This window comes from Streptomyces sp. OZ13 (genome assembly GCF_052068155.1).
GTDB lineage: Bacteria > Actinomycetota > Actinomycetes > Streptomycetales > Streptomycetaceae > Streptomyces.
In genome coordinates, this window is sequence record NZ_JBQHCZ010000002.1 from 212,402 (window position 1) to 236,144 (window position 23,743).

A 23,743-nucleotide genomic window follows, 5' to 3' on the forward strand; every position below is an offset into this window, starting at 1 on the left:
ATCGCGCCCGACCCGCGGACGTCTCAGCGTGACTGGATCGCGCCGGAACGGGAACGCGGTACGGGACCGCGGAACGAAACGATCCCTCACGCGGATCGCTCCCGCGGAACCGGAAGATCCATGACGTCCCCCGGGAGGCCGGCATGACGCACCCGAACCCCGTCCCCGCACCCCCGGTGCCCACGCCCGACCCCGGGCCGCCGCCGGACCCGGGTCCGATGCCGGGTCCTGTGCCCACTCCGAGCCCGCCGCCGGTGCCGCCGCCGGATCCGATCCCGCAGCCGCCGGGACCCGGCCCGCAACCCGTTCCCGACCCGGAACCGGAGCCGGGACCGGCCGGCGTCTGACAGAACCGCCCGGAGCCGCCCTCCCCGTTCGGGGGGCGGCTCCGGGCGTGTGTCAGTCGGCCGCCACCTCCGAGCGGTCACCGCCCCAGAGGGTGTGGAACGACCCCTCCCGGTCGGTCCGCCGGTAGGTGTGCGCGCCGAAGAAGTCCCGCTGGCCCTGGGTGAGCGCGGCGGGCAGCCGCTCCGCGCGCAGCGCGTCGTAGTAGGCCAGCGCGGCGGCGAAGCCCGGTGTCGGCACGCCCTGCCGGGCGGCCGTCGCGACGACGTCCCGCCAGTCGTCCTGGGCCGCGCCGATCTCCTCGGCGAACTGCTTGTCGGCGAGCAGGCTCGGCAGGTCCCGCTGCTCGTCGTACGCCCCGCGGATACGGTCGAGGAACGCGGCCCTGATGATGCAGCCGGCACGCCAGATCGCGGCGACCGAGCCGGCGTCGACGTCCCAGCCGTACGCCTCGCTCCCGGCTTGCACCTGGTGGAAGCCCTGCGTGTACGAAACGATCTTGGACGCGTACAGCGCCTGCTCCACACGGTCGGCGAAACGGCCCGCCTCCTCGGCGTCGAGGGGCTGCGGCCGAGGGCCGGGGAGCGAACGCGACACCTCCCGCAGATCCGCGTGACCCGACAGCGAACGCGCGAAGACGGCCTCGGCGATGCCGGAGACGGGCACGCCCAGGTCGAGTGCGATCTGCACCGTCCAGCGGCCGGTGCCCTTCTGCTCCGCCCGGTCCATGACGACGTCGACGAACGGCTTGTCCGTGGCCGCGTCCGTGTGCGCCAGCACCTCCGCCGTGATCTCGATCAGATACGAGTCCAGCCGCCCGGTGTTCCAGGTGCGGAAGGTCTGCGCGATCTGCGCGGGGGAGTAGCCCGCGACCGTACGCAGCAGGTGGTAGGCCTCCGCGATGAGCTGCATGTCGGCGTACTCGATGCCGTTGTGCACCATCTTCACGAAATGGCCGGCGCCGTCCGGCCCGACGTGCGTGACGCACGGTGTGCCGTCGGGGGCCTTCGCCGCGATCCTCTCCAGCAGCGGACCGAGCGAGGCGTACGACTCGGCCGAGCCGCCCGGCATGATGCTCGGCCCGTGCAGGGCGCCCTCCTCGCCGCCGGAGATCCCGACGCCCACGAAGTGGATGCCGCGCTCCCGCAACTCCTTCTCGCGGCGCCTGGTGTCGGCGAAGTGGGCGTTGCCGCCGTCGATGATGACGTCGCCCTCCTCCAGCAGCGGCGCGAACTCCTCGATCACCGCGTCCGTGGCCTCACCGGCCTTGACCATGATGACCAGACGGCGCGGCCGCTCCAGCGCGGCGACGAACTCCTCCGGCGACTCGGCGGCGACGAACGTCCCCTCGCCCCCGAACTCCTCCACCAGTGCGCGCGTCCTGGCGACCGTACGGTTGTGCACGGCCACCGTGAAGCCGTTGCGGGCGAAGTTACGAGCAAGGTTGCGGCCCATCACCGCGAGACCCGTGACGCCGATCTGAGCTGTTCCACTCATGCGTGTGCTCCTGGAGATCCGTAGGAATATGCCGCCCCTACGCATACGCAGGGACACGGCGGGCCATTCATCGATCCTCGAGCCGTGCGGAGGCTTCCGCACGCGATCATTGTGGGCCCGCGGGCGCCGTTCGGGCACCGTGGCGCCCCAAGCGGGCGGCGCCCGGCTCCGCTTCGGACCGCCGCACCCGCCCGACCAGCCGGGACGCGTTTCGGAAAACGGGCAGGAACGGGCACAGCGTGCGCCGTGGAGACGCTGGTCGAGCGGCCTCGATTGCTTGTACAAACGACACACGGGCCCGGACGGACGCCGCGCCCGGACAAGCAGCAGAGCGTCAGCACCACATGAGCAGGGATGTGTGCCGTGGACACCGAGGAACGCCGACGGGGAATTCTCGACACGGCCCGGCGTGACGGGTCGGTCGACGTCAACCGGCTGGCCGACCGGTTCCGGGTGGCCAAGGAGACCATCCGCCGCGACCTCCACACCCTGGAGGAGCACGGCCTCGTGCGCCGCACCCACGGCGGGGCCTATCCCGTCGAGAGCGCCGGCTTCGAGACGACGCTCGCGACCCGCACCACCCGCCATGTGCCGCAGAAGTCGCGGATCGCGGCCGCCGCGGCCGATCTCCTCGGCGATGCCGAGACCGTCTTCGTCGACGAGGGCTTCACCCCGCAGCTCGTCGCCGAGGCACTGCCCCGTGACCGGCCGTTGACGGTGGTCACCGCGTCCCTCGCCGTGGCGACCGTCCTCGCGGACGCCGAGCAGACCGCGGTGCTGCTCCTCGGCGGGCGGGTACGCGGCGGGACCCTCGCCACGGTCGACCACTGGGCCACCAGGATGCTCGCCGGCTTCGTCATCGACCTGGCGTACGTCGGCGCGAACGGCATCTCCCGCGAATACGGACTGACCACCCCCGACCCGGCCGTGAGCGAGGTCAAGGCGCAGGCCATGCGCAGCGCACGCCGCCGGATCTTCACCGGCGTGCACACCAAGTTCGGCGCCGTCAGCTTCTGCCGGTTCGCCGAGGTCGGCGACTTCGAGACCGTCGTCACCGACGCCGGACTCCCGTCCGCCGAGGCGCAGCGCTACTCGCTGATGGGGCCGCAGGTCATCCGCGTTTGACCCGTCCCGGCACCTGGATCCGCACCGGACCCGGGTCACCGCGCACCACATCCACTTCCGTCGCCGCCGCACCGGGCCACGGGCAGGTCCGGCATGCCACGGCACGACGGAACCAGAGCCGCTACCAGCGATCAGGAGAACAGATGCCCCACCAACGACGACGACATGGGATCCGTGTGCGTGCGGGCGCGGGCGCGGCGGCCATGGCCCTCCTCGCCGGATGCGCCGGCGCGGGCGGCACCTCCTTCGGGGGCGGCGACGCGCTCAACGTGCTCATGGTCAACAACCCGCAGATGGTCGAACTGCAGAAGCTGACCGCCCGGCACTTCACGAAGGAGACCGGCATCAAGGTCAACTTCACGGTCCTGCCGGAGAACGATGTCAGGGACAAGATCAGCCAGGACTTCTCCAACCAGGCCGGCCAGTACGACATCGCCTCCATCAGTAACTTCGAGGTCCCTTTCTTCGCCGAGAACGGCTGGCTGCACCCGCTCGACGAATACACCCGCGCCGACACCGCCTTCGACCAGGACGACATCCTCGAACCGGTCGCCCAGTCGCTCACCCACGACGGCACGCTCTACGCCGAACCCTTCTACGGCGAGTCCTCCTTCCTCATGTACCGCAAGGACGTCTTCGCCGCGAAGGGCCTGACGATGCCGGCGCGCCCCACCTGGCAGCAGGTCGCCGCCCTGGCCGCGAAGGCCGACGGCGCGCAGAAGGGCATGAAGGGCATCTGCCTGCGCGGACTTCCCGGCTGGGGCGAGGTCGTCGCCCCGCTCACCACCGTCGTCAACACCATGGGCGGGACCTGGTTCACCAAGGACTGGCAGGCACGGCTGGACTCGCCCGAGTTCAAGAAGGCCACCCGGTTCTACGTCGACCTCGTGCGCGAGCACGGGCAGTCCGGCGCCGCCCAGTCGGGCTACGCCGAGTGCCTCAACAACATGACCCAGGGGAAGACCGCCATGTGGTACGACGCCACGGCGGGCGCCGGATCGCTCGAGGCCTCCGGTTCACCGGTGAAGGGCAAGATCGGCTACGTACCGGCGCCGGTGGAGAAGACCGACAGCTCCGGCTGGCTCTACACCTGGGCGTGGGGCATGCAGAAGGCCTCCAAGAAGCCGGACAAGGCATGGGAGTTCATCTCCTGGGCCTCCGGCAAGGAGTACGAGGCCCTGGTCGGCGACACGAGCGGCTGGGCGAACGTTCCCGCCGGGAAGCGGGCGTCCACCTACGACCACCCTCGGTACCGGAAGGAGGCCGCCGCGTTCGCCGATGTGACCAAGGAAGCCATCGCCGGCGCCGACCCGCGCAACCCCGGCACGCAGCCCCGCCCCACGACAGGCATCCAGTTCGTCGGCATCCCCGAGTTCACCGACCTCGGGACGAAGGTCTCCCAGGAGATCAGCGCGGCCATAGCCGGCCGCCAGTCCGTCGCGCAGGCCCTCAAGGCCTCGCAGTCACTGGCCGAGAAGGTCGCCAAGGAGTACCGGTGAGTACATCCCTCAGCACACCGCCGAACCCACCCGCGCACACCGCGCCCGCCCAGCCGTCGCCGCACGTACCTCGAAAGGCCGCCGCCCGCAGCGACCGCATGCGTGCCTGGGCGACCCGCGCACCGCTGCTGCCCGCGCTGGTCTTCCTCGTCGCCGTCACCCAACTGCCCTTCGTGGCAACGCTGGTGATCTCCCTCTTCGACTGGAACTCCCTCGATCCCGAGGAACGCGCCTTCAGCGGCCTGTCGAACTACGCCTCCGTGTTCACCGACCCTGCCCTGCGTGAATCGGTCCTCACGACCGTACTGCTCACGGCGTGCGTCGTCGTCGCGAGCGTCGTGCTCGGACTGGTGCTCGCGCTGCTCCTCGACCGTGCCTTCCTCGGTCGCGGCCTGGTGCGCACCCTGCTCATCACCCCGTTCCTGCTGGTCCCCGTCTCGGCCGCGCTGCTGTGGAAACACGCGCTCTACAACCCCGAGTACGGGCTGTTCAACGGCGCCCTCAGCTGGGCCGCCGGGCTGCTCGGCATCGACTCGCCCGCCCAGCCCGACTGGATCTCCGAGATGCCGCTCCTCGCGGTCGAGGCGGCCCTCGTGTGGCAGTGGACACCGTTCATGATGCTGATCCTCCTGGCCGGACTGCAGAGCAGGCCCGCCGAGATGATGGAGGCCGCCCGGCTGGACGGAGCGGGGAACTGGCAGATGTTCCGCTATCTGACCCTGCCGCACCTGCGCCGCTACCTCGAACTGGGCATCCTGCTCGGCTCGGTGTACATCGTGCAGAACTTCGACGCCGTCTTCACCATCACCTCGGGCGGCCTCGGCACCGCCAACCTGCCTTACACCGTCTACCAGACCTTCTACCAGGCCCACGAATACGGACTGGCGTCCGCCGCGGGAGTCGTCGTCGTGATCGGCACCATCGTGGTCGCGACCTTCGCACTCCGGGTGGTCTCGTCCCTCTTCCGTGAGGAGGCGACCCGAGCATGACCACCGCCACCCACCCGCCGCGGCACCAACTGCCGCCCGCCGCCCGCAAGGCACGGTGCCGCTCCGCCGCCCTCGGCCTGCTGGCCTGGGCAGCGGGAATCAGCTTCTGCCTGCCTGCCCTGTGGATGCTGCTCACCTCCTTCCACTCGGAGGCCGACGCAGCCACCAACCCGCCCTCCCTCGCCGCCTCCCTCACCCTCGACGGCTACCGCGAGTTCTTCGGCGGCGCGGGCGGCCCCACCCCGTGGCCGCCGCTGATCAACTCGCTGTCCGCGTCCGTCTTCTCGACGGTCCTCGTCCTGGTGCTCGCCCTGCCCGCCGCGTACGCGCTCTCCATCCGCCGGGTGCGCAAGTGGACCGACGTGATGTTCTTCTTCCTGTCCACGAAGATGCTGCCCGTCGTCGCCGGCCTGCTGCCCGTCTACCTGTTCGCGAAGAACACCGGGATGCTCGACAACGTCTGGCTCCTCGTCGTCCTCTACACCTCGATGAACCTGCCGATCGCGGTGTGGATGATGCAGTCGTTCCTCTCGGACGTACCCGTCTCCATCATCGAGGCCGCACAGGTCGACGGCGCCCGGCTGCCCACCGTGCTCGCCAGGGTCGTCGCCCCCGTCGCCGGTCCCGGCATCGCGGCCACCGCACTCATCTGCTTCATCTTCAGCTGGAACGAGCTGCTGTTCGCACGGGTGCTCACCGGCGTCGTCGCCCAGACCGCGCCCGTGTACCTGACCGGATTCGTCACCAGCCAGGGCCTCTTCCTCGCCCAGCTGTGCGCCGCGTCCGTTGTCGTGTCCCTGCCGGTGCTCGCCGCCGGCTACGCCGCCCAGGACAAACTCGTCCAGGGCCTCTCCCTTGGAGCCGTCAAATGAGGGCAGCGATCGTCGAAGCCCCCGGCAAGGTCGTCGTCACGACCGTCCCCGACCCGACCCCCGGACCGCGAGACGTCGTCGTCGCCGTGGCGTCCTGCGGACTGTGCGGCACCGATCTGCACATCCTCCAGGGGGAGTTCGCGCCCACCCTGCCGATCGTCCCCGGCCACGAATTCGCCGGCGAGGTCGTCGGCACCGGCAAGGACGTCACCGAACTCGCCGTCGGCGACCTCGTCGCCGTCGACCCGTCCCTGCACTGCCACGAATGCCGTTACTGCCGAAGCGGCCGCGGCAACCTCTGCGACCGGTGGGCCGCCATCGGCGTCACCGTCCCCGGCGGCGCCGCCCAGTACGCCGTCGCCCCCGTCGCCAACTGCGTCAAACTGCCCGGCCACATCGACGTCAAGGACGCCGCCCTCATCGAGCCGCTGTCCTGCGCCGTACGCGGCTACGACGTGCTCAGCGGCACCCTCGGCGCCGACGTGCTCATCTACGGCTCCGGCACCATGGGCCTGATGATGCTCGAGCTCGCCAAACGCACCGGTGCGGCCTCCGTCGACATCCTCGACGTCAACCCCGACCGGCTCGCCACCGCCGGGCTCCTCGGCTGCTCCCGCACCGCCGCCTCCGCCGACGAACTCGACCGCCCCCACGGCTGGGACGTCGTCGTCGACGCCACCGGCAACGCCAAAGCCATCCAGGACGGCCTCGGACTCGTCGCCAAGGGCGGCACCTTCCTCCAGTTCGGGGTGGCCGACTACGCGACGACCGCGGTCATCGAGCCCTACCGCATCTACAACCAGGAGATCACCATCACCGGCTCCATGGCCGTCCTGCACAGCTACGAGCGAGCCGCGGCGCTCTTCGCCACCGGCGTCCTCGACCCGTCGGTCTTCATCAGCGACCGGCTGCCGCTCGAGGAATACCCACAGGCCATCGAGCGCTTCGGCGCGGGCCGGGGCCGCAAGATCGTGGTCGAGCCGTGAGCCGGGACGGCGTACTGGTCCTGGGGGAGGCGCTGATCGACCTCGTACCCGAGCCGGCGGACCCCGGGCTCCTGCGCGCACAGCCCGGCGGCGCGCCCGCCAACGTCGCCGTCGGCCTCGCCCGGCTCGGCACACCGGCCTCCTTCGCCGGGACCCTCGGCGGCGACGCCTTCGCGCGGAGCATCGAACACCGGCTCACCCGCGCGGGCGTCGACCTCTCCCTGTGCGGGCGCTCACCGCTGCCGACCACGCTCGCCGTGGCCGACCCCGGACCCGAGGGCACCGCGTACCACTTCCACACCGACCGTACGGCCACCTTCCAGCTGCCCGACCGCACGGCCGACGTACCACGCTACGGCGCCGTATACGTCGGCGGGCTCGCGGCCGTCGTCGAACCGGCCGCGTCCACCGTCGCGGCGACAGCACGCGCAGCGGCCAGAGACAGCCTGCTCGCCGTCGACCCCAACGTGCGCGAGGACCGCACCCTCGAGAACGGCCCCGGCCTCGGCCCGCTGCGCGAACTGTGCGCTGCCGCCCACGTCGTCAAGGCCAGCGACGAAGACCTCGCCCTGCTGTGGCCCGGCCGCGAACCCGACGTGAGCTGCCGTGCACTCGCACGCGGCGGCCGGCTCGTGGTCATGACCCGCGGCGCACGGGGCAGCACCGCGTACACGGCGGCCGGGGCCGTGGCCGCCGTCCCCGCCGTACCCGTCGACGTCGTCAACACCATCGGCGCGGGGGATGCGTTCATGGCCGGCCTGCTCGCGTGGCTCGCCGCTCGGGCCTGGCGGCTCGACCTGCCGGCCGACCGGGCCGAGGCGATGCTCGGCCACGCCTCCGAGGTCGCGGCGTCGGTCTGCGCGCAGGCCGGCACGGAGCCGGTGGTGCCGGTCCGGATGCCGGTGCGGCTGTCGCGCTGACGCGCCGGCGCACCCCCACCGGCCGGTGTCACAGCCGGCCGGTGGGGGTGCGCCCCTGTCCGTGGAGCAGCGACACCGCCGGGGTATGTTGCGTCCAGGGAAGGAGCACCATGGCGGACGGCAAGAGACGGACAGTGCGCGACCTGCGACGCGGCAACCGCGCCCTGGTCCTGCAGCGGCTGTACTTCGACGGCCCGCTGAGCCGCCAGGAACTCGGACCGGCCACCGGGCTCAGCTCAGGATCCATCAGCAACGTCGTCTCCGAACTCGTCACCGAAGGCCTCCTCGAAGAAGCCGGCATCGTCGACTCCGACGGCGGCAGGCCACGGACCCTGCTGCGCGTCGCCCCCGGCAGCGGCCTGCTGATCGGCATCGACATCGGCGAGACCCGCGTACGGGCCGAACTCTTCGACCTCTCGTTCACCGAGCTGGCCCGCACCGAGCGGCCGCTCGCCCAGCACGGCTACGACGTCGACCGCATCGTCTCCCACGTACGCGCCGCCGTCGCCGACGTCCTGCACGACGCCGACGCGGATCCCGGCCTGCTGCTCGGCATCGGCATCGGTGTGCCCGGCATCGTCGAGCACTCCTCCGCCGAGGGTGCCGTCGTACACGGCCAGACCATCGGCTGGAACGCCGTCCCCTTCGAGCAGTTGCTGCGCAAGACCGTCGAAATCCCGCCCGAGGCACCGCTGTTCATCGACAACGGCGCGAAGACGCTCGGGCAGGCGGAGATGTGGTTCGGCGGCGGCCGGGGAGCGGCCTCCGCCGCGGTCGCCCTCATCGGCTCCGGAGTCGGTGCGTGCGTCGTGCACGCCGCGACCCCCGACGAGAGCGCCCGCACCGACGCCCTCGAATGGGGCCACACCGTGGTCCACATCCGGGGGCGGCGCTGCCGGTGCGGGTCCCTCGGCTGCCTCGAGGCGTACGCGGGCGCGGAAGCACTCCGCGAACGCCGATGGGAGGCCGACGGGGCGCCGACGGCGGGCGACACGGCCGCCACGGCCGACACCGACGACGAGACTGCGCTGGCCGCGCTGCTCGCCGCCGCGTATCCCCCGGACGGGCCGGCCGACACTGCGGCCCTCGCCCTCCTCGACGAGACGGCCGAATACCTGGGCGCCGCGGTCGCCGACCTCATCAACCTCTTCCGGCCCGAACGCATCCTGCTCGGCGGCTGGGCCGGACTCCAGCTCGGCCCGCACCTCCTGCCCCAAGTGCGGCGCTACGCAGCCGAGTACGCCCTGGAACACGCGGCAGCCCGCACGACGATCGAACTGGGCCGCCTGGGCGCGGACGCGGTCACGGTGGGCGCGGCGACGCTGCCGCTCTCCGACTTCCTCACCCGCGGCGGCACGCGCCCGCCACGCATCCCATAGCCGCCCCCCCCACGCCGCGGTCGCCCCCTGCCGGGCGTGGCCCGGCTCCGGTGCGCGTCGCCTCGGGGGACGGGCTCGGCAGGGGGGCGTGCCCCTGTTGGCCGTGCGTTGCGCCCCTGCGGGGCGTCCGGCACGTGGTGCGCCCCTGCGGGCGTGGCTCGGTGTGGGTGGTGCGCCCCTGCGGGCGTGGCCCGGCGTGGACGCGCCCTTGGCGGGGCGTGGCTCGGCCCGGTTTCGTTGCGTCCTTGCGTGCGTGGCCGGTTTGGTGTGTGGCCCCCTGCGGAGGTGGCCGGTGCGGCGTGTCGCCCCTGCGGGGCGGGCACGGCGCGGGTGCGCCCTTTGCGGGCGGGGCCCCGGGTGCGTTGCGCCCCTTGCGGGGCGTGGCTGCGCGGGTGGTGGGTGCCGGGTGTCGGGGCCTCCGGAGGGGGGGTGTCCGGAATGGCTGTCCTCACCGCGCTTCGCGTGAGTTGCGACGCTTTACTTCCGGACACCCCCCTCCTTCGACCCCGCCCCCCTTCCGCCCGTGCCGCCCCATTCCGGCCGGGTCGGGGCCCTGCGGGCCGGTGTCCGGTCCGTCGGCGGGCGGCCGGGGCTCTGTCGCGGTGCGCAGCTGCCGCTCGGGGGGTGGGGGCGCCAGCCCCCACAAAACCCTTTCCCTCTGGGAGGGGCTGGGACGTCAGCCCCCAAGGGGTCCGGGGCCTGCCCCGGTTTCGGGAAGGGGCGGGGTGGGGAAACGCCCCGCGCAGCGGCAAGGGCCGGGTACACGGCCGGGCCACGCAGGGGGCGCCAGCACCGACCAATCCCTCGCCGGGAGGCGGCAAGGGGCGGCAGCCCCTTGGGGCCCGGGGCGTGCCCCGGTTCGGGAAGGGGCGGGGAGGGGAAAGGCGTCGCCACCGTCCGGTATCGGCCAGCTCTCCGCTGAGACCTTGTCACTGTCCGTACCCGCAGCCTAAGTTGGCCGACTGCGACATGACCTGAAATGCGTCCAGGGGGAGCCCGCCATGGCCGGTACCGGTCGACACCGCAGATATCAGCCGAGCCGCATCAACCGCGCCTCGCTGACCGTCACGGCCGGCGGCGCCGGCATCGCGCTGCCCCTGGTCGGCGCGGGGTCGTCGCACGCCGCCTCCGTCGACGTGTGGGAGAAGGTCGCGGCCTGCGAGTCGACCGACAACTGGCGGATCAACAGCGGCAACGGCTACTACGGCGGTCTGCAGTTCAGCCAGGCCACCTGGGAGGCGTACGGCGGCCGCAAATACGCTCCGCGCGCCGATCTGGCCACCAAGGACCAGCAGATCGCCGTCGCGGAGAAGGTGCTCGAGGCGCAGGGGCCGCGCGCCTGGCCGACCTGCTCGGTGAAGGCGGGGCTGACCCGTGGGGATGACGCCCCGGAGATCACGCAGCCGCGGCCCCAGGACGCCGCCCCGCCGAAGCGGATCGCGCCGAAGGCCGCCGCGTCGCCCACGACCGTTCCGACGCAGCGTGAGGGCTACACGGTCGCCCGCGGCGACTCCCTCTCCCGGATCGCCCGTACCGAGCGGATCAAGGGCGGCTGGCAGCAGTTGTACGCGCAGAACCGCACGGTGGTCGGTGACGACCCCGATCTGATCTTCCCCGGGCAGCGGCTCGCCCTGCGGGGCAAGGCCGCACCGAAGCAGGATCGACGCCCCGCTACCGCCGGGCCGGACCGCCCGGCGGAGAAGGTGCGACCGGAGGCGGCACCGAAGCCCAAGCCGGAGGCCGCGCCGAAGCCGAAGACGGCGCCGAAGCCCGCGCCCGCACCGAAGCCGAAGACCGCCCCCAAGCCGGCGCCTGTACCGAAGCCCCGCACCGAGGCCGCCTCGTTCGCCGCGCCCGTTGCCGCCGGCCCGTCGACCGCCTATCGCAAGACGGGTTCGTCCTGGTCGAGCGGCTACCACACGGGCGTCGACTTCGCCGTGCCCACCGGAACGTCCGTGAAGGCGGTCGCCTCGGGCAAGGTCGTCTCGGCCGGCTGGGGCGGCGCCTACGGGTACGAGATCGTCCTCCGGCACGGCGACGGCCGCTACAGCCAGTACGCGCACCTGTCCGCGCTCACCGTGCGTGCGGGCCAGCAGGTGAGTGCCGGTCAGCGGATCGCCCGTTCAGGATCCACCGGCAACAGCACGGGGCCGCATCTCCACTTCGAGATCCGTACGGGTCCCGGGTACGGCTCGGACATCGACCCCCTCGCCTACCTGAGGGCGAGAGGCGTGTCGGTCTGATCCCACGCCCGGAGCCCCGCCCATGCGCTCGAGCGTGAGAAGGATCAGGCCGCCCGCCGCGACCACACCGCAGGCGAGCGCCAGCACCGTGCCCACCACGCCGTAGCGGAAGTCCTCGCCGAACATGGTGATGCCGACGACCGCCGCCACCACCGGATTGACGACGGTGACCGTCGCCAGGGGCGCCGCGAGACCGGCGCCCCGGTAGGACGCCTGCGACAGGAGGAGGCCGCCCGTCGCCAGCGCGGCGATGACCGCCAGGCTCGGCCACTGACCGAGCGGTGAACCCCACTGCCAGTCCACGGCGACCGACTTCGTGAACACGGACGCGATCCCGAAGGCGACACCCGCCGCGCCGGCCAGCAGGACGCTGCGCATGATCGGCCGGTGCATGCCCTGCGCCATCAGGAAGAGCAGCGCCACCGTGCCGAGGGTCGCCGCCGTGAGGACGCCGCGGCCCGCGGTGTCAGGCGAGCGGGATTCCGCCTCCCCCGTGAGGGCGAGGAGCCCGGCGAGTCCGGCGGTCGCCATGATGGCCCCGCGCCAAGCCGTGCGGCCGGCTCTGCGCCGGACGAAGAGCGCGGCCATCGGCAGCGCGAAGACGATGGTGAGGGCTCCCAGCGGCTGGACCAGGCTCAGCGGGCCGTACGCGAGGGCCACCACGTGCAGTACCGCTCCCACGCTGTTGAGTGCGACGGCGGCCCACCAGCGGCCCTGGTGCAGCGGGGCGTACGGCCTGGAGGGCGTCGTGGTCGCCACGTGTTCCTGAAGGATCGCCCCGGCCGCGTAGGCGACCGCCGAGACGAGTGACAGGAGCACGGACAGCGCGAGGGAACTCATGGTCACCACCCTGTCCCGTGTCCGGCTTCACGTCGTCGTTCTTGAGCAGGCACTTGTGCGTACTACCGACGTAGTACGGGTGTAGTGCCGAAGTCCCCCTTCCGGCGGGGGCGCGCTTTCCCGGGACGACTGCCGGACCGGTCGGCGCGCACGCGGTTTCACCCTCAAGTATCCGTTCGGGGACTGTCACCCGCATGCTTCTGCAACGTTGGAGAGGGCTCAGGTCGCCACGAACCTGGTCGGGGCGTGCCGGCGGCAAGCCCCGACAGGGCATGCCGGACCCCCATCCGGCATGCCCTGTCCCCCCTGGAAGTGGCCGGAGCGCACACGGCGACCGCCCACGTCGGATCTGACGGATCACATAGTGAGGCCCGCCCCGCCCGCCTGTGTGGGAAATGTGAAACCTGTCGCAAAACGGATGTGCTGGGCAAGGGTGCCCAGCGCCGCCACGTCGGCGCGAGGCGCGTCGCCGGGGCAGTGCGGCCGTGGGCGGTCGGGGTGAGGCGGCCCTTGGGGCGCCAGTGGTCCAGTCCGGTCCAGGCCTTCGACGATCATCTTCAGGGCCGACGAGATCCGGCCATCCGGCGCACCTCGTCGCCGGTGGGCGGAAGGTCCCGGCGAGTGGACGTGACGGCCGTCATTTGGCCGACCACTCGACTCTCAGTACAGTCGTGCTTTTGAAACGTGGCATTCGAGTGACCGAGGAACGGCAACCAGCAATGACGGTGACAGAGGACAGCCCGGTGGCGTACGGGCCGGGCATCGACCCGGAGCGGCTGGCCGTCTGCCTGAGCGTGCTCGAGGAGCTCGACAAGCTCGAGGTCGACCATCCGGACGCCATCGCGGTGCGCCGCGCCACCGCCGGGATCTACCGGACGGTGAAGCAGCGCCGCCGCCAGGAGCGGCGGGCCGCCAAGACGGCGCACGACAAGGCCGTCACGGAGGCGACCGCGACAGGCTCCGCCGCCCGGATCGACGACGAGACGCAGGGCCTGCTGCCGTCGTCGTCCGTCATGGGCGAGATCGCCGGGATACTCCGCCGTCCGCGTTCCTGCTACATCTGCAAGGCGCGCTACGTCGAGGTCGACGCCTTCTACCACCAGCTGTGCCAGTCGTGCGCCGCCGAGAACCGTGCCCGCCGCGACGCCCGGACGGACCTGAGCGGCAAGCGGGCCCTGCTCACCGGCGGCCGCGCCAAGATCGGCATGTACATCGCCCTGCGGCTGCTGCGGGACGGTGCGCACACGACCATCACCACCCGCTTCCCCAACGACGCGATCCGCCGCTTCAAGGCGATGCCGGACAGTGACGAGTGGATCCACCGTCTCAAGATCGTCGGCATCGACCTGCGCGACCCGGCGCAGGTCGTGGCCCTCGCCGACTCCGTCGCCGCGGAGGGCCCGCTGGACATCCTGATCAACAACGCGGCCCAGACCGTCCGCCGCTCCCCGCAGGCCTACCGGGAGCTGCTCGCCGCGGAGAGCGCGCCGCTCCCTGCGGGCGAGCTGCCGCCGGCCCAGGTCATCGGCACCTTCGGCAGCGGCGCGGTCGAGTCGGTGGCCGCCCTGCCGTCGTCCGTCGGGGACGGGCTGACGGCCCAGGACGTCACGGACCTCGCGCTGGTCAGCGGCTCCGCCTCGCTCGAGCGCATCGCGGCCGGGACGGCCATCGACGCGGGCGGCCTGGTGCCGGACCTGCACGACACGAACAGCTGGATCCAGACGGTCTCCGAGGTCGACCCCGTCGAGCTGCTCGAGGTGCAGCTCTGCAACTCGACCGCGCCGTTCATCCTGATCAGCAGGCTCCGTCCGGCCATGGCAGCGGCGTCCGGCAAGCGGAAGTACGTCGTCAACGTCTCAGCCATGGAAGGCGTCTTCAGTCGCGGCTACAAGGGGGCCGGCCACCCGCACACGAACATGGCCAAGGCGGCGCTGAACATGCTGACCCGTACCAGCGCCCAGGAGATGTTCGAGGCGGACGGCATCCTGATGACGGCCGTCGACACCGGCTGGATCACCGACGAGCGGCCGCACCCCGACAAGATGCGGCTGGCGGACGCCGGCTTCCATGCGCCGCTGGACCTCATCGACGGCGCCGCCCGCGTCTACGACCCGATCGTCCGCGGTGAGGGCGGCGAGGACCTCTACGGCTGCTTCCTCAAGGACTACGCCCCGGCGAACTGGTAGGCGTCCAGGCGCACATCGCGTCACTGTTCCGGGCATGGATCGCACCGCGCTCGAGGCCGGTGCACCCGACATGGGTGCACCGGCCTTTTGTTGCGGTTCGGACACGGTATTGGCCTGATTCGAGCGGAACTAGAGGCCCCATCGAGCGCGGTGGTGCTCATTTGGTTAACCTGGGGTCAATGGACAGCCACCAAGGGATCCACGAAACCCCTTCGGCCGTCCTGGGACAGGTCTGCAACCAGGCTGCGGTCCCGCCCGAGTGACGGCGCCACCGCGACCGAACTGCCCTGTTCCAGTTACGCGACACAGAGGAGTGCGCGGTGACACAAGATGTGAAGCAAGACCAACGACCGCCGGAGCGCGGCGTCGAACGGGCCGGCAAGGCCGAGGAGATCCGCAATCTGGAGGTCTGGGCGCGCTCGGCCCCGATCCGGCTCGCCGGATACGAGGACGACCTCGCCGAACCGCACATCCTGCCGGGTATCGACTGACCTGACCCGCGCTTCGATCCGTGTGCCCCCTGCCCGCCCCGGCCGGGGGCACACGGATGACGCCCCGTCCTCGCCGTCCTTCACGAAAGCCGTGTGGGCGCCAGGAATTCGCGGACGTATGTGCGGTGCCACCATGCCCCGGTGTCGCGGCGCTCCCGCCCGGTGGTGAACCGGTAGCGGTAGAGCCGCGCCCGGACATGGGCGGGCGGCCTGTCGGGGAAGGGGTTGCGGTGCAGCAGCCGTAGCGTGTCGCGGTCCCCTTCGAGCAGGCGTTCCACGAAGGGCAGGAACCACGACCGCGCGTAGGCGGGGGAGAGCGCGGCGAACCACATCAGCCAGTCCAGCCTCAGGTGGTAGGGCGCGAACTGGCGTGGCAGCCGGTGAACATCGCCCGGCTTGCCCTTGAACTCGTACTCCCTCCAGACGGTTCCCGCCTTGAGGGTTCTCTCGTCGGTGCCCTCGACGATCAGTTCCAGCCGGACCCGGCCCACCGTGCCGAACGCGCCGTAGGTGTTGACCAGGTGCAGCGGGTCGTACGAGCGGTTCATCGCCTGCCGTTTGGAGAGCAGGTTGCGCGCCGGGCGGTAGCTGAGGACCAGCAGCAGCGCGGTCACGGCGATCACCACGATCTCGAACCAGAGCGGTGCTCCGGGAAGTGCGTGCTCTCCCGCGACGAGCGAGCCGTCCAGCGCGGACAGGGCGAGGACCACGGTCACCCAGTTGAGCCAGGCGAAGTTGCCCGACACGACGAGCCACAGCTGGGTCACCACGATCAGCCCGGCGGCCACGCTCGCCACCGGCTGCGGGGCGAAGAGCAGGACGGGGACCCCGAGTTGGACCACGTGGTTGGCCGCCGCCTCCACTCTGTGGGCGGCCTTGGGGAGATGGTGGAAGTACCAGCTCAGCGGGCCCGGCATCGGCTGGGTCTCGTGATGGAAGTACAGACAGGTCAGGTTCCGCCAGCACAGGTCACCGCGGATCTTGATGAGCCCCGCCCCGAACTCCACCCGGAACAGCAGCCAGCGCAACAGCCACAGCACCAGTACCGGCGGCTGGATGTGCTCGTTGCCGAGGAAGACCGCGAGGAAGCCGGCCTCCAGCAGCAGCGTTTCCCAGCCGAATCCGTACCAGGTCTGGCCCACGTTGACGATCGAGAGGTACAGCAGCCACAGCACCGCCCACCAGGCCATCGCGACTCCGAGCGGCAACCGGTCGGCGGCACCGGCGACCAGGGCCGCGGAGAGCAGACAGCCGGTCCAGGCGACGAGTGCGAAGAAACGGTCGGAGTAGTGCAGCCTGAACAGGCTCGGCGAGTCCTTGGCGGGCACCCGGCGCAGGAATTCGGGCACCGGCAGCATGCCCCGCTCGCCGATCAGCGCCCGGAACTGCAGTGCGGCGGCGAGGAAGGCGACGAGATACACGGCGGCGAGAGCCCGCTGGAAGACCAGCCGGCTCAGCCAGTAAGCGTCGTCGCCGAACCATTCCATCCCTTCCAGTATCAGGCCGCGGCGATCCGCCGCAGTGTTTGGCCGAGCCGCCGGGCGTACCAGTGCTGAAGCACGGGCACGACCGGACCGCCGAGCCTGCTGTACCAGGCGGCGGGCCTGCTGAACGCCGTGACGGTGAACCACACGGACCCGTCGTCGTGCAGCTCCACGACGAACGACTCCTCACCGGTCTCCGGGTGCCCGGCCAGGGTGCCGTAGGCGAAGCCGGTGCGGTCCTTCTCGTGCACCGTCCAGATCACCTCGCACGGGGCGCTGATGCGGAGCGGGCCGACGCCGACGGACACCTCGACCCGCACCCCCGGTTCGGCGCGGCCGGCCGAGGCCCGCAGCCCCGCGCCCGACCCGCGGTGCATCCGCCAGGTCGTCACAGCGGTGCCCGCCGCCTCGAAGACGGCCCGGCCCCGGCCGATCCGGGTGGTGTGGTGCAGGTGGTTGTAGCCGGCCGGGAGCGGTCCGTGCCGCGTGGCACCGACGTCCCGGTAGGTGAGCCGTCCGGTGACCCTGTCCGCGCCGTTCATACGGCACTCTCCTTCATGTCCTTGATCCTCCGCCAGGCCAGTACCGAGCAGAGCGCGAAGCCGAGGGCGTTGCCCAGCCCGTGGGTGGCGGCCATCCATGTCAGGCCGGGGTGCGGGATGTCCGCGGCCTGGCCCGCCGCCCAGCTCAGCGCGAGCAGCATCGTCGCCACCAGCACGGCCGCCGAGACAGCAAGCAGTGCCCGGGTGTACGGGTCGCGTTCCGCACCCCGGACGTCGCGCCAGGTCAGCAGCGCCACTGCCCACATCCCCGCGGTCAGCACCAGCGCGCCGGCCAGTTCTGCCCAGTCGTCGACGAAGTACCCCGCGAGGACGGTCAGCGTGCCGAGCGGCACGCTCAGGGCGGCGAAACGGGCGAGCCCCCCGGCGGCCGCGCCGCACACGAGGCCCGCCACGAGCGCGGCGGCGAATCCGGCGAAGTGGAAGTGCGGCACCGTCAGCGCCAGGATCGGCAACGTGAAGCCGAACAACTCGTACCCCGCCCGTTCGGCGACCAGCGCGAGGCCCGCGACGGAGGGTGCGGCCAGCGCGGTGAGCACCGCGATCTCGGTGGGCGCCAGGGAGCGGGTGCGCACCAGCCGCCGCGGCGCCTGTGCGGCGAGCAGCAGTGTGCCGAGCGCGTAGACGACGGCGAGCGCGGTGGCGGGGGAGCCCCGCGGCAGCCACAGCGCGACCGCGCCCGGCACGGCGAACAGCGGCCACGTCCGCCGAACGGGCGCGAGCCGTACGGGGTCCACAAGACGCAGCCCGGCAGGCACGACCACCAGCATCCCGAGCATGACGATCAGGTTGACCAGTACGAACATGCCGCACCCCCCATTGGTTGAACGTGTTCAAACCTTCTGGCGCCGACCTTATGCGGTGAACTGAACGCGTTCAAGTCGCGGCTTCGGTGATGATCCGTCAGAAATTGAGGAACATCTCGAGTTGCGGGAGGCGGGAGATCTTGGTGCGCTCACCGATGCGTGGTCTGTACGCGGCGGCCACCGTGCTGTGCCTGGGGCCGCTGGCCGCCGGCTGCGGCGGCGACAGCAGGGCGGTGGAGCCGGGGGAGATCCTCCTCCAGTCGCTCGCCGCGCCGGGGCCGGATCCCTTCACCGTGTCGACCGCCACGGCCGGGGCGCCTCCCGCGCTGCCGGGTGTCGCCAGTGCGCCGAGGAGCCCCTCCGGGGGCGGGGTGACCCTCCGTACGATGTCCGGGGCGACGCCGGGCCTCTACGCGGGCACCCAGGAGGAGGCCGCCTGCGACATCGGACGCCAGGCCGGCCTGCTCGCTGCGGACAAGCGCAAGGCGCAGGCCTTCGCCGAAGCGGTGGGCGTCGAGCGGTCAAGCGTCGCCGCGTTCCTGCGCGGCCTCACCCCGGTCGTGCTCCGCGCCGACGTCCGGGTCACCGGCCACGGCTTCCGTGACGGTTCCGCCGTCGCCCGGCAGTCGGTGCTCCAGGCCGGTACCGCCGTACTGGTCGACGAGTTCGGGGCCCCGCGGGTGCGCTGTGCCTCCGGAGCGCCGCTGGAGCAGCCCGTGGCGATCAGGACCGCGCTGGTCAACAAGGGGCAGCCCTGGCCCGGATACCGGGCGGACCGGGTGATCGTGATCAAACCGGCGGCACAGGCCGTCAACAACCTCCTGCTCGTCAGCGTCGTCGACAACGGATGGATCGAGCGTCCCGGCGGCACGGAGGGCGAGGACGACGCGAGACCCGCCGTGCTTCCGCCGGTCGACCCCGACGAGGTCTTCGCCGACCCCGGTCGCACGGATCCGGGGGGAGCGGCGGAGTCGGCGGGTGCGGAGCCCGCCACCCCGGAGCCCCGGCCCTCCGTCGCCCCGCCGCAGCAGCCCGCGACGCCCGAAACTCCGGTGGTGCCCGAGGCGCCCGCGGCCCCCCGGCCGGACCTGCCCTCGGACCCGGACCAAGGGGTGCCCGGCTATGTGGAGCCCGAGCCGGCCGACCCCGGTCTTTCCGTGGGATCGGAGGCCGGGGTGGAACAGGATCCGGTCGGCGCGGAGCCGTTCGGTCCTGCCGGCCCGGGTCAGGAATCCCTTCCGGAGGCGGACGTGCTGCCGCGCTGAGCGGTCCGTCCGACAGCTCGTGGAAGACGACAAATCGTGACAGAGTGGCTCCATGGTTGATCGGGCAGCGGGTGCCCTGTCGCTCCCCGACGACTGGCCGGCGCACGCGGACGTGAGCCTGCACCTCAACCGCATGGGCACCTTCGACTGGGACCTTTCAAGCGGGCTCATGCACATGGACGGGCCCGGCCTCGAGGTGTTCGACATGCGTCCCGAGGAGTACGACGGCCGTCCGGAGAGCCTGGGCGTGCGGGTACCGGCCGACGAGGCCGTCCGACTGGACACGATGGTGGCCCAGGCGCTCAAGAGCGGGAACGACAACTACGGCGCCTACTTCCGTATCCGGCGGCGTGACGGCACGCTGCGTTGGACCCACACCCAGGGGTGCGTGCGACGGGACGAGACGGGCCGCCCCGTGCGCATCATCGGCATCGTCCGGGACGCCACACAGGAGCTCGCCGACTCCACGGCCCATGTCGAGGTCGACCTCGAGCGCCGCAGGCAGACCAGCGTCGTCGAGAGCACCACGGCCGCCCTCGCGCACGCCAGGACCGTGCAGGACATCATCGAACTTCTCAAGAACACCCACGGGCTCGAGCACCTCGGCGCCACCAGCCTCGTCATGGGACTGCTCGAGTCGGGCCGGATCCACCTCGTGGCCGAAGGGCCGGAAGGCTCCTTCGTGCCCGGCACCCGCTACACACGGGTCGACGAGCAGTACCCGATGAGCGAAGTCGTGCGCACGCTCACCCCGCGTTTCATCGAGTCCAAGGCCGACTTCGCCCGGTCCTACCCGATCCTGTGGCCGCACATCCGCGGACTCGGCATCACTGCCGCGGCCTACCTGCCCCTGATCGCCCAGGCCCGCCCCATCGGTGCGCTCGGGCTCCTCTACAGCGACAAGACCGGCTTCAGCGCCGAGGAGCGCAATCTCCTCGTGGCGCTCGGCAGCAGCATCGCCCAGAGCCTCCAGCGGGCCATGCTCTACGAGCAGGAGCACGACCTCGCGGAGGGGCTCCAGCAGGCCATGCTCCCGCGCCGGATCCCCCAGGTGCCCGGCGCGCAGATCGCGGTGCGCTACCGTTCCGCGCGGTTCGGGCGGGACATCGGCGGCGACTGGTACGACATCATCGCGCTGCCGGGCGGCCGTGTCGGGGCCGTCATCGGGGACGTACAGGGCCACGACACCCACGCGGCCGCCGTGATGGGGCAGCTCCGCATCGTCCTGCGCGCCTACGCCGCGGAAGGCCACACACCGGCCACCGTGATGGCCCGGGCGTCCGTCTTCCTGCACGAACTGGACACCGACCGCTTCGCCACCTGCACCTACGCCGAGGTGGACCTGTCCACCGGGGTCGTGCAGGTCGTCAGGGCCGGGCATGTCGACCCGCTGATCAGGGAAATCAACGGCAGCTGCCGCAGGCTGGCGCTCCAGGGCGGGCTGCCGCTGGGGCTCTCCGCCGAGTTCGGCCGGCTCGAGTACCCGGTCAGCACCGTCGAGCTCGACCCCGGGCAGACGCTGGTGATGTACACGGACGGCCTGGTCGAACAACCCGGCGCCGACCTCGACGACGGGATGCAGCTGCTCGCCCAGCTCGTGCACGGCGGCCCGCGCGACCTCCAGCTGCTGGCGGACCGGCTCTGTGAAGTGGTCGACGAACGCGGCGGCGACGACGACGTGGCGCTCCTGCTGCTGCGCCGCAAGGGCGCCTACACCGCCCAGGCTGGCGGCCGCCTCCAGCAGCACGTCGGCCAGGGCGACCCGGAGGCGCTGCGCTCGGCCCGCCACATGGTCCGGGCGGCCGTACGCGCCTGGGGCGCCGGCGAGCGGGCGGACGACATCGAGCTGGCCGCCGACGAGATGATCACGAACGCGCTGATGCATACCGACGGCGGGGCGATCGTCACGGCGCGGGTCCTGGCCGGCGCGGAACGGCGGCTCAGGGTCGAGGTCGAGGACCGCTCCAGCGCGCTGCCGCGCCGGCGCGAGGCCGGAGTGGCGGGCGTCTCCGGGCGGGGCCTGATGCTGGTGGACCGGCTCTCCGACAGCTGGGGCGTCGAATCCCGCGGCAGCGGAAAGTGCGTGTGGTGCGAATTCCGTATGCCGGACCGGCTCAGGCCCTGACGAAGCGCCCCGCAGGGCGGTCGGGTCACGGCGGTGGGCCGGACCGGCCGCGGAGCCTGTCCAGACGGCTGATGACCGGGGTGGCCGCGACTCCGTGGAGCATGACGGACGCCAGGACGGTGAAGGCGACGACGGACCACAGCTCCTCGGCGTGCGCGGCGAAGTGGCCCTGCCCCAAGGCGTACGCGAGATAGAACAGCGAGCCGATGCCGCGGATCCCGAACGCGGAGGTGACGAGCCGCTCGCGGATGCCCGTACGGAACCCCACAAGGGCGACCCAGCCCGTGACCGGGCGGATCACGAGGACGAGCAGCACAGCGAGGAGCACGCCCGGCCAGCCGAGCGCGCCGAGCCCGCCGGTGACCAGATAGCCGCCGAGGAGGAAGAGGAGGAAGGCGGTCAGCAGACGTTCGATCTGCTCGGTGAACTCGTGCAGGACCTTGTGATAGCCGTGACTGCGCTCGGCGGACCGGATGGCGCAGGCGGTGACGAAGACCGCGAGGAAGCCGTAGCCGTGCAGCAGCTCGGCCACGCCGTACGACACGAAGGTGGCGCCCAGGGCGACGAAGCCCTCCATGTGCTCGGACAGCCGCAGGGCCGAGACCCTGGCACGGAAGAACATCCGTCCGAGCAGCATTCCGGCCGCCAGGCCCGTCACGGTCCCGATGGCGATCTTTCCGAGCAGGTCGGTCAGCAGCCAGCCGCCGACCCACTCGAAGGGCCGGTCGGAAGCCGCCGCGGAGGCGGCGGCGAGCGCGGCCAGCACGAAAGGGAAGGCCAGCCCGTCGTTGAGGCCGGCCTCGCTGGTGAGGGTGAAGCGCACCTCGTCCTCGTCCTGCTCGGCGTCGGTGGGCTCCCCGACCCGGACCTCCGCCGCCAGCACGGGATCGGTGGGTGCGAGGACCGCCGCGAGCAGCAGGGCGAGCGCGAACGGCCAGTCCAGCAGCAGGCCCGCCGCGAGCGCGGTGCCCGCGACGGTGAGCGGCATGGTGATCCCGAGCAGCCGCCAGGGACCCGCCCATGCGCGCAGCCCGAACGGGCGGTTGATGGCCAGGCCCGCGCCCATCAGGGACACGATCACGCAGACCTCGGTGACGTGCTCGACCCACAACCGGTCCCGTACCGGATCCACCACCGGCACCGGGAGGGGGAGTGCGGCGACGAGCGCGCCCGCCCCCAGAAACACCATGGGCATCGACAACGGGCGCCTGAACACGATCCGCGGCACGACGGCTGCCGCCAGTGCGCCGACCCCCAAGGCCGCGTAGACGGCGTCCGAGAACATCATCCGCACCATCCTCACCCAGGGCTCCGGCGAAGGGGCGGAGCGCGCGCCGACTCAGGAGCCGCTGGACGACGCGTCCGCGGTCACCCCCTTGAGGGTCCGGCCGGTGCGGGCGGACCGGGCCCGGCGGGGCTCCGGCGCGTGGTGCGAGGAGGCGTGGCGGTCGTGCTTCTTCACCAGGAGCCACGTCTCGCGTGTGCCGTCCCGCCCCTCGCGCGTGCGCGTCAGCGCGTAGCCGCCGTGCAGCTTCCTGCCGTGGAGCCAGAACGAGGCGTGGCCCGCCGCCAGGGCGGCGGCGAAGGGGATCTCGTTGCCGCGCCGGTCGGTGGCGAGGCTGCGGTAGGTGCCCTCGTCCCAGATGATGACGGCGCCGGCACCGTACTCGCCGGGCGCGATCACCCCTTCGTAGTCCGCGTACTCCAGCGGATGGTCCTCGGTCGGCATGGCGAGGCGCTTCGCGCCGGGGTCGGCGGACGGGCCCTTCGGGACGGCCCAGCTCTTGAGGACGCCGTCCACCTCGAGGCGGAAGTCGAAGTGCATCGTGCTCGCTTCGTGGATCTGGACCACGAACGAGAGCGCCTCGCGGTCGCGGGGGCCGCCTTGTCCCGAGGGCTCGCTGGTGCGGTGGAAATCGCGCTTGCGGCGGTAGTCCGCCAGGGCGTCGCGGGCGGGCATGGGAACTCCTTCGTTGCGGCCCAGGGTGCGGATCGCGGGTACCCGGCCGCCGGGCGCTCAAGCACCGGCCTCGCGGTTCTCCGTCCGGGCCGGCGGCCGGCGGCCGCCGCCCAACGCTGACTGGGCGGCTGCCGGGACCGTGCTGATAGGTCGGACAGGTGTGCAGGGAAA

19 protein-coding genes are annotated in these 23,743 nt (G+C 71.9%); 12 read left to right on the top strand and 7 right to left on the bottom strand.

What is annotated here, in order from left to right; genetic code table 11:
• Positions 1–399: 399 nt before the first annotated feature.
• Positions 400–1,842, bottom strand: a complete 1,443-nt coding sequence (gene gndA, locus ACTMTU_RS04590) for an NADP-dependent phosphogluconate dehydrogenase (protein WP_441262141.1) — start codon at positions 1,840–1,842, stop codon at positions 400–402.
• A 363-nt stretch (positions 1,843–2,205) separates the two neighbouring features.
• Here gndA and ACTMTU_RS04595 point away from each other — a divergent pair, with 363 nt between their 5' ends.
• From ACTMTU_RS04595 to ACTMTU_RS04630, 8 genes are all read left to right on the top strand, one after another.
• Positions 2,206–2,967 (top strand): DeoR/GlpR family DNA-binding transcription regulator, encoded by a 762-nt coding sequence (locus ACTMTU_RS04595; RefSeq protein WP_441262142.1) that lies wholly within the window; start codon positions 2,206–2,208, stop codon positions 2,965–2,967.
• A 143-nt stretch (positions 2,968–3,110) separates the two neighbouring features.
• A complete protein-coding gene (locus ACTMTU_RS04600) occupies positions 3,111–4,466 on the top strand; it encodes an ABC transporter substrate-binding protein (protein WP_441262143.1) in 1,356 nt (451 codons plus the stop codon).
• The gene (locus tag ACTMTU_RS04605) at positions 4,463–5,455 is read left to right on the top strand and encodes a carbohydrate ABC transporter permease (RefSeq protein WP_441262144.1); all 993 of its coding nucleotides are present in this window, start codon (positions 4,463–4,465) and stop codon (positions 5,453–5,455) included. Before ACTMTU_RS04600 ends, ACTMTU_RS04605 begins: the two co-directional genes overlap by 4 nt.
• Positions 5,452–6,327 (top strand): carbohydrate ABC transporter permease, encoded by an 876-nt coding sequence (locus tag ACTMTU_RS04610; RefSeq protein ID WP_441262145.1) that lies wholly within the window; start codon positions 5,452–5,454, stop codon positions 6,325–6,327. The genes ACTMTU_RS04605 and ACTMTU_RS04610 overlap by 4 nt, the downstream gene beginning before the upstream one ends.
• On the top strand, positions 6,324–7,313 hold the full coding sequence (locus tag ACTMTU_RS04615) for a zinc-dependent alcohol dehydrogenase family protein (RefSeq protein ID WP_441262146.1): 990 nt from the start codon (positions 6,324–6,326) through the stop codon (positions 7,311–7,313). Before ACTMTU_RS04610 ends, ACTMTU_RS04615 begins: the two co-directional genes overlap by 4 nt.
• Entirely contained in the window at positions 7,310–8,233 is a 924-nt protein-coding gene (locus ACTMTU_RS04620) for a PfkB family carbohydrate kinase (protein ID WP_441262147.1), read from the top strand. The genes ACTMTU_RS04615 and ACTMTU_RS04620 overlap by 4 nt, the downstream gene beginning before the upstream one ends.
• A 110-nt stretch (positions 8,234–8,343) precedes the next feature.
• Complete coding sequence (locus ACTMTU_RS04625; RefSeq protein ID WP_441262148.1) at positions 8,344–9,612, top strand: ROK family transcriptional regulator; 1,269 nt, start codon at positions 8,344–8,346, stop codon at positions 9,610–9,612.
• A gap of 1,001 nt (positions 9,613–10,613) precedes the next feature.
• Positions 10,614–11,855, top strand: coding sequence for a peptidoglycan DD-metalloendopeptidase family protein (locus ACTMTU_RS04630; protein WP_441262149.1), 1,242 nt, complete (start codon positions 10,614–10,616; stop codon positions 11,853–11,855).
• Here the strand turns inward: ACTMTU_RS04630 and ACTMTU_RS04635 are convergent.
• Positions 11,736–12,695 (bottom strand): DMT family transporter, encoded by a 960-nt coding sequence (locus ACTMTU_RS04635; protein ID WP_441262150.1) that lies wholly within the window; start codon positions 12,693–12,695, stop codon positions 11,736–11,738. The genes ACTMTU_RS04630 and ACTMTU_RS04635 overlap by 120 nt on opposite strands.
• A gap of 719 nt (positions 12,696–13,414) precedes the next feature.
• Here ACTMTU_RS04635 and ACTMTU_RS04640 point away from each other — a divergent pair.
• Both ACTMTU_RS04640 and ACTMTU_RS04645 read left to right on the top strand, forming a co-directional pair.
• Entirely contained in the window at positions 13,415–14,881 is a 1,467-nt protein-coding gene (locus ACTMTU_RS04640; protein WP_441262151.1) for an SDR family NAD(P)-dependent oxidoreductase, read from the top strand.
• A gap of 320 nt (positions 14,882–15,201) precedes the next feature.
• Positions 15,202–15,372, top strand: a complete 171-nt coding sequence (locus ACTMTU_RS04645) for a hypothetical protein (protein ID WP_441262152.1) — start codon at positions 15,202–15,204, stop codon at positions 15,370–15,372.
• A gap of 80 nt (positions 15,373–15,452) precedes the next feature.
• Here ACTMTU_RS04645 and ACTMTU_RS04650 read toward each other — a convergent pair whose 3' ends face one another.
• Genes ACTMTU_RS04650 through ACTMTU_RS04660 form a run of 3 tightly spaced genes read right to left on the bottom strand, consistent with a single transcriptional unit; the run spans position 15,453 to position 18,222 of the window.
• Entirely contained in the window at positions 15,453–16,859 is a 1,407-nt protein-coding gene (locus ACTMTU_RS04650; RefSeq protein WP_441262153.1) for a lipase maturation factor family protein, read from the bottom strand.
• A gap of 11 nt (positions 16,860–16,870) precedes the next feature.
• Entirely contained in the window at positions 16,871–17,398 is a 528-nt protein-coding gene (locus tag ACTMTU_RS04655) for a DUF1990 family protein (RefSeq protein WP_441262154.1), read from the bottom strand.
• Entirely contained in the window at positions 17,395–18,222 is an 828-nt protein-coding gene (locus ACTMTU_RS04660; RefSeq protein WP_441262155.1) for a YndJ family protein, read from the bottom strand. Before ACTMTU_RS04660 ends, ACTMTU_RS04655 begins: the two co-directional genes overlap by 4 nt.
• Positions 18,223–18,365: 143 nt before the next feature.
• Between ACTMTU_RS04660 and ACTMTU_RS04665 the strand changes: the two genes are divergently transcribed.
• Together ACTMTU_RS04665 and ACTMTU_RS04670 are read left to right on the top strand one after the other, a co-directional pair.
• The gene (locus ACTMTU_RS04665) at positions 18,366–19,487 is read left to right on the top strand and encodes a DUF6777 domain-containing protein (RefSeq protein WP_441262156.1); all 1,122 of its coding nucleotides are present in this window, start codon (positions 18,366–18,368) and stop codon (positions 19,485–19,487) included.
• 52 nt (positions 19,488–19,539) lie between these two features.
• Positions 19,540–21,612 carry a SpoIIE family protein phosphatase gene (locus ACTMTU_RS04670; RefSeq protein WP_441262157.1) on the top strand — a complete coding sequence of 691 codons (2,073 nt, stop codon included), beginning with the start codon at positions 19,540–19,542 and terminating at the stop codon, positions 21,610–21,612.
• A 25-nt stretch (positions 21,613–21,637) separates the two neighbouring features.
• On the opposite strand, the gene ACTMTU_RS04675 is transcribed toward ACTMTU_RS04670, so the two are convergent.
• A complete protein-coding gene (locus ACTMTU_RS04675; RefSeq protein ID WP_441262158.1) occupies positions 21,638–22,900 on the bottom strand; it encodes a cation:proton antiporter in 1,263 nt (420 codons plus the stop codon).
• A gap of 51 nt (positions 22,901–22,951) precedes the next feature.
• Positions 22,952–23,572: a DNA polymerase ligase N-terminal domain-containing protein gene (locus ACTMTU_RS04680; protein ID WP_441262159.1), complete on the bottom strand. Its 621-nt coding sequence runs from the start codon at positions 23,570–23,572 to the stop codon at positions 22,952–22,954.
• Between the last annotated feature and the right edge of the window lie 171 nt (positions 23,573–23,743).

What these genes read in the sequence shown, in the direction of transcription:
- gndA (WP_441262141.1), bottom strand. Translation starts at nt 1,842, where the DNA reads ATGAGTGGAACAGCTCAGATCGGCGTCACGGGTCTCGCGGTGATGGGC.
- ACTMTU_RS04600 (WP_441262143.1), top strand. Translation starts at nt 3,111, where the DNA reads ATGCCCCACCAACGACGACGACATGGGATCCGTGTGCGTGCGGGCGCG.
- ACTMTU_RS04610 (WP_441262145.1), top strand. Translation starts at nt 5,452, where the DNA reads ATGACCACCGCCACCCACCCGCCGCGGCACCAACTGCCGCCCGCCGCC.
- ACTMTU_RS04615 (WP_441262146.1), top strand. Translation starts at nt 6,324, where the DNA reads ATGAGGGCAGCGATCGTCGAAGCCCCCGGCAAGGTCGTCGTCACGACC.
- ACTMTU_RS04625 (WP_441262148.1), top strand. Translation starts at nt 8,344, where the DNA reads ATGGCGGACGGCAAGAGACGGACAGTGCGCGACCTGCGACGCGGCAAC.
- ACTMTU_RS04630 (WP_441262149.1), top strand. Translation starts at nt 10,614, where the DNA reads ATGGCCGGTACCGGTCGACACCGCAGATATCAGCCGAGCCGCATCAAC.
- ACTMTU_RS04635 (WP_441262150.1), bottom strand. Translation starts at nt 12,695, where the DNA reads ATGAGTTCCCTCGCGCTGTCCGTGCTCCTGTCACTCGTCTCGGCGGTC.
- ACTMTU_RS04640 (WP_441262151.1), top strand. Translation starts at nt 13,415, where the DNA reads ATGACGGTGACAGAGGACAGCCCGGTGGCGTACGGGCCGGGCATCGAC.
- ACTMTU_RS04650 (WP_441262153.1), bottom strand. Translation starts at nt 16,859, where the DNA reads ATGGAATGGTTCGGCGACGACGCTTACTGGCTGAGCCGGCTGGTCTTC.
- ACTMTU_RS04655 (WP_441262154.1), bottom strand. Translation starts at nt 17,398, where the DNA reads ATGAACGGCGCGGACAGGGTCACCGGACGGCTCACCTACCGGGACGTC.
- ACTMTU_RS04660 (WP_441262155.1), bottom strand. Translation starts at nt 18,222, where the DNA reads ATGTTCGTACTGGTCAACCTGATCGTCATGCTCGGGATGCTGGTGGTC.
- ACTMTU_RS04670 (WP_441262157.1), top strand. Translation starts at nt 19,540, where the DNA reads ATGGTTGATCGGGCAGCGGGTGCCCTGTCGCTCCCCGACGACTGGCCG.
- ACTMTU_RS04675 (WP_441262158.1), bottom strand. Translation starts at nt 22,900, where the DNA reads ATGATGTTCTCGGACGCCGTCTACGCGGCCTTGGGGGTCGGCGCACTG.
- ACTMTU_RS04680 (WP_441262159.1), bottom strand. Translation starts at nt 23,572, where the DNA reads ATGCCCGCCCGCGACGCCCTGGCGGACTACCGCCGCAAGCGCGATTTC.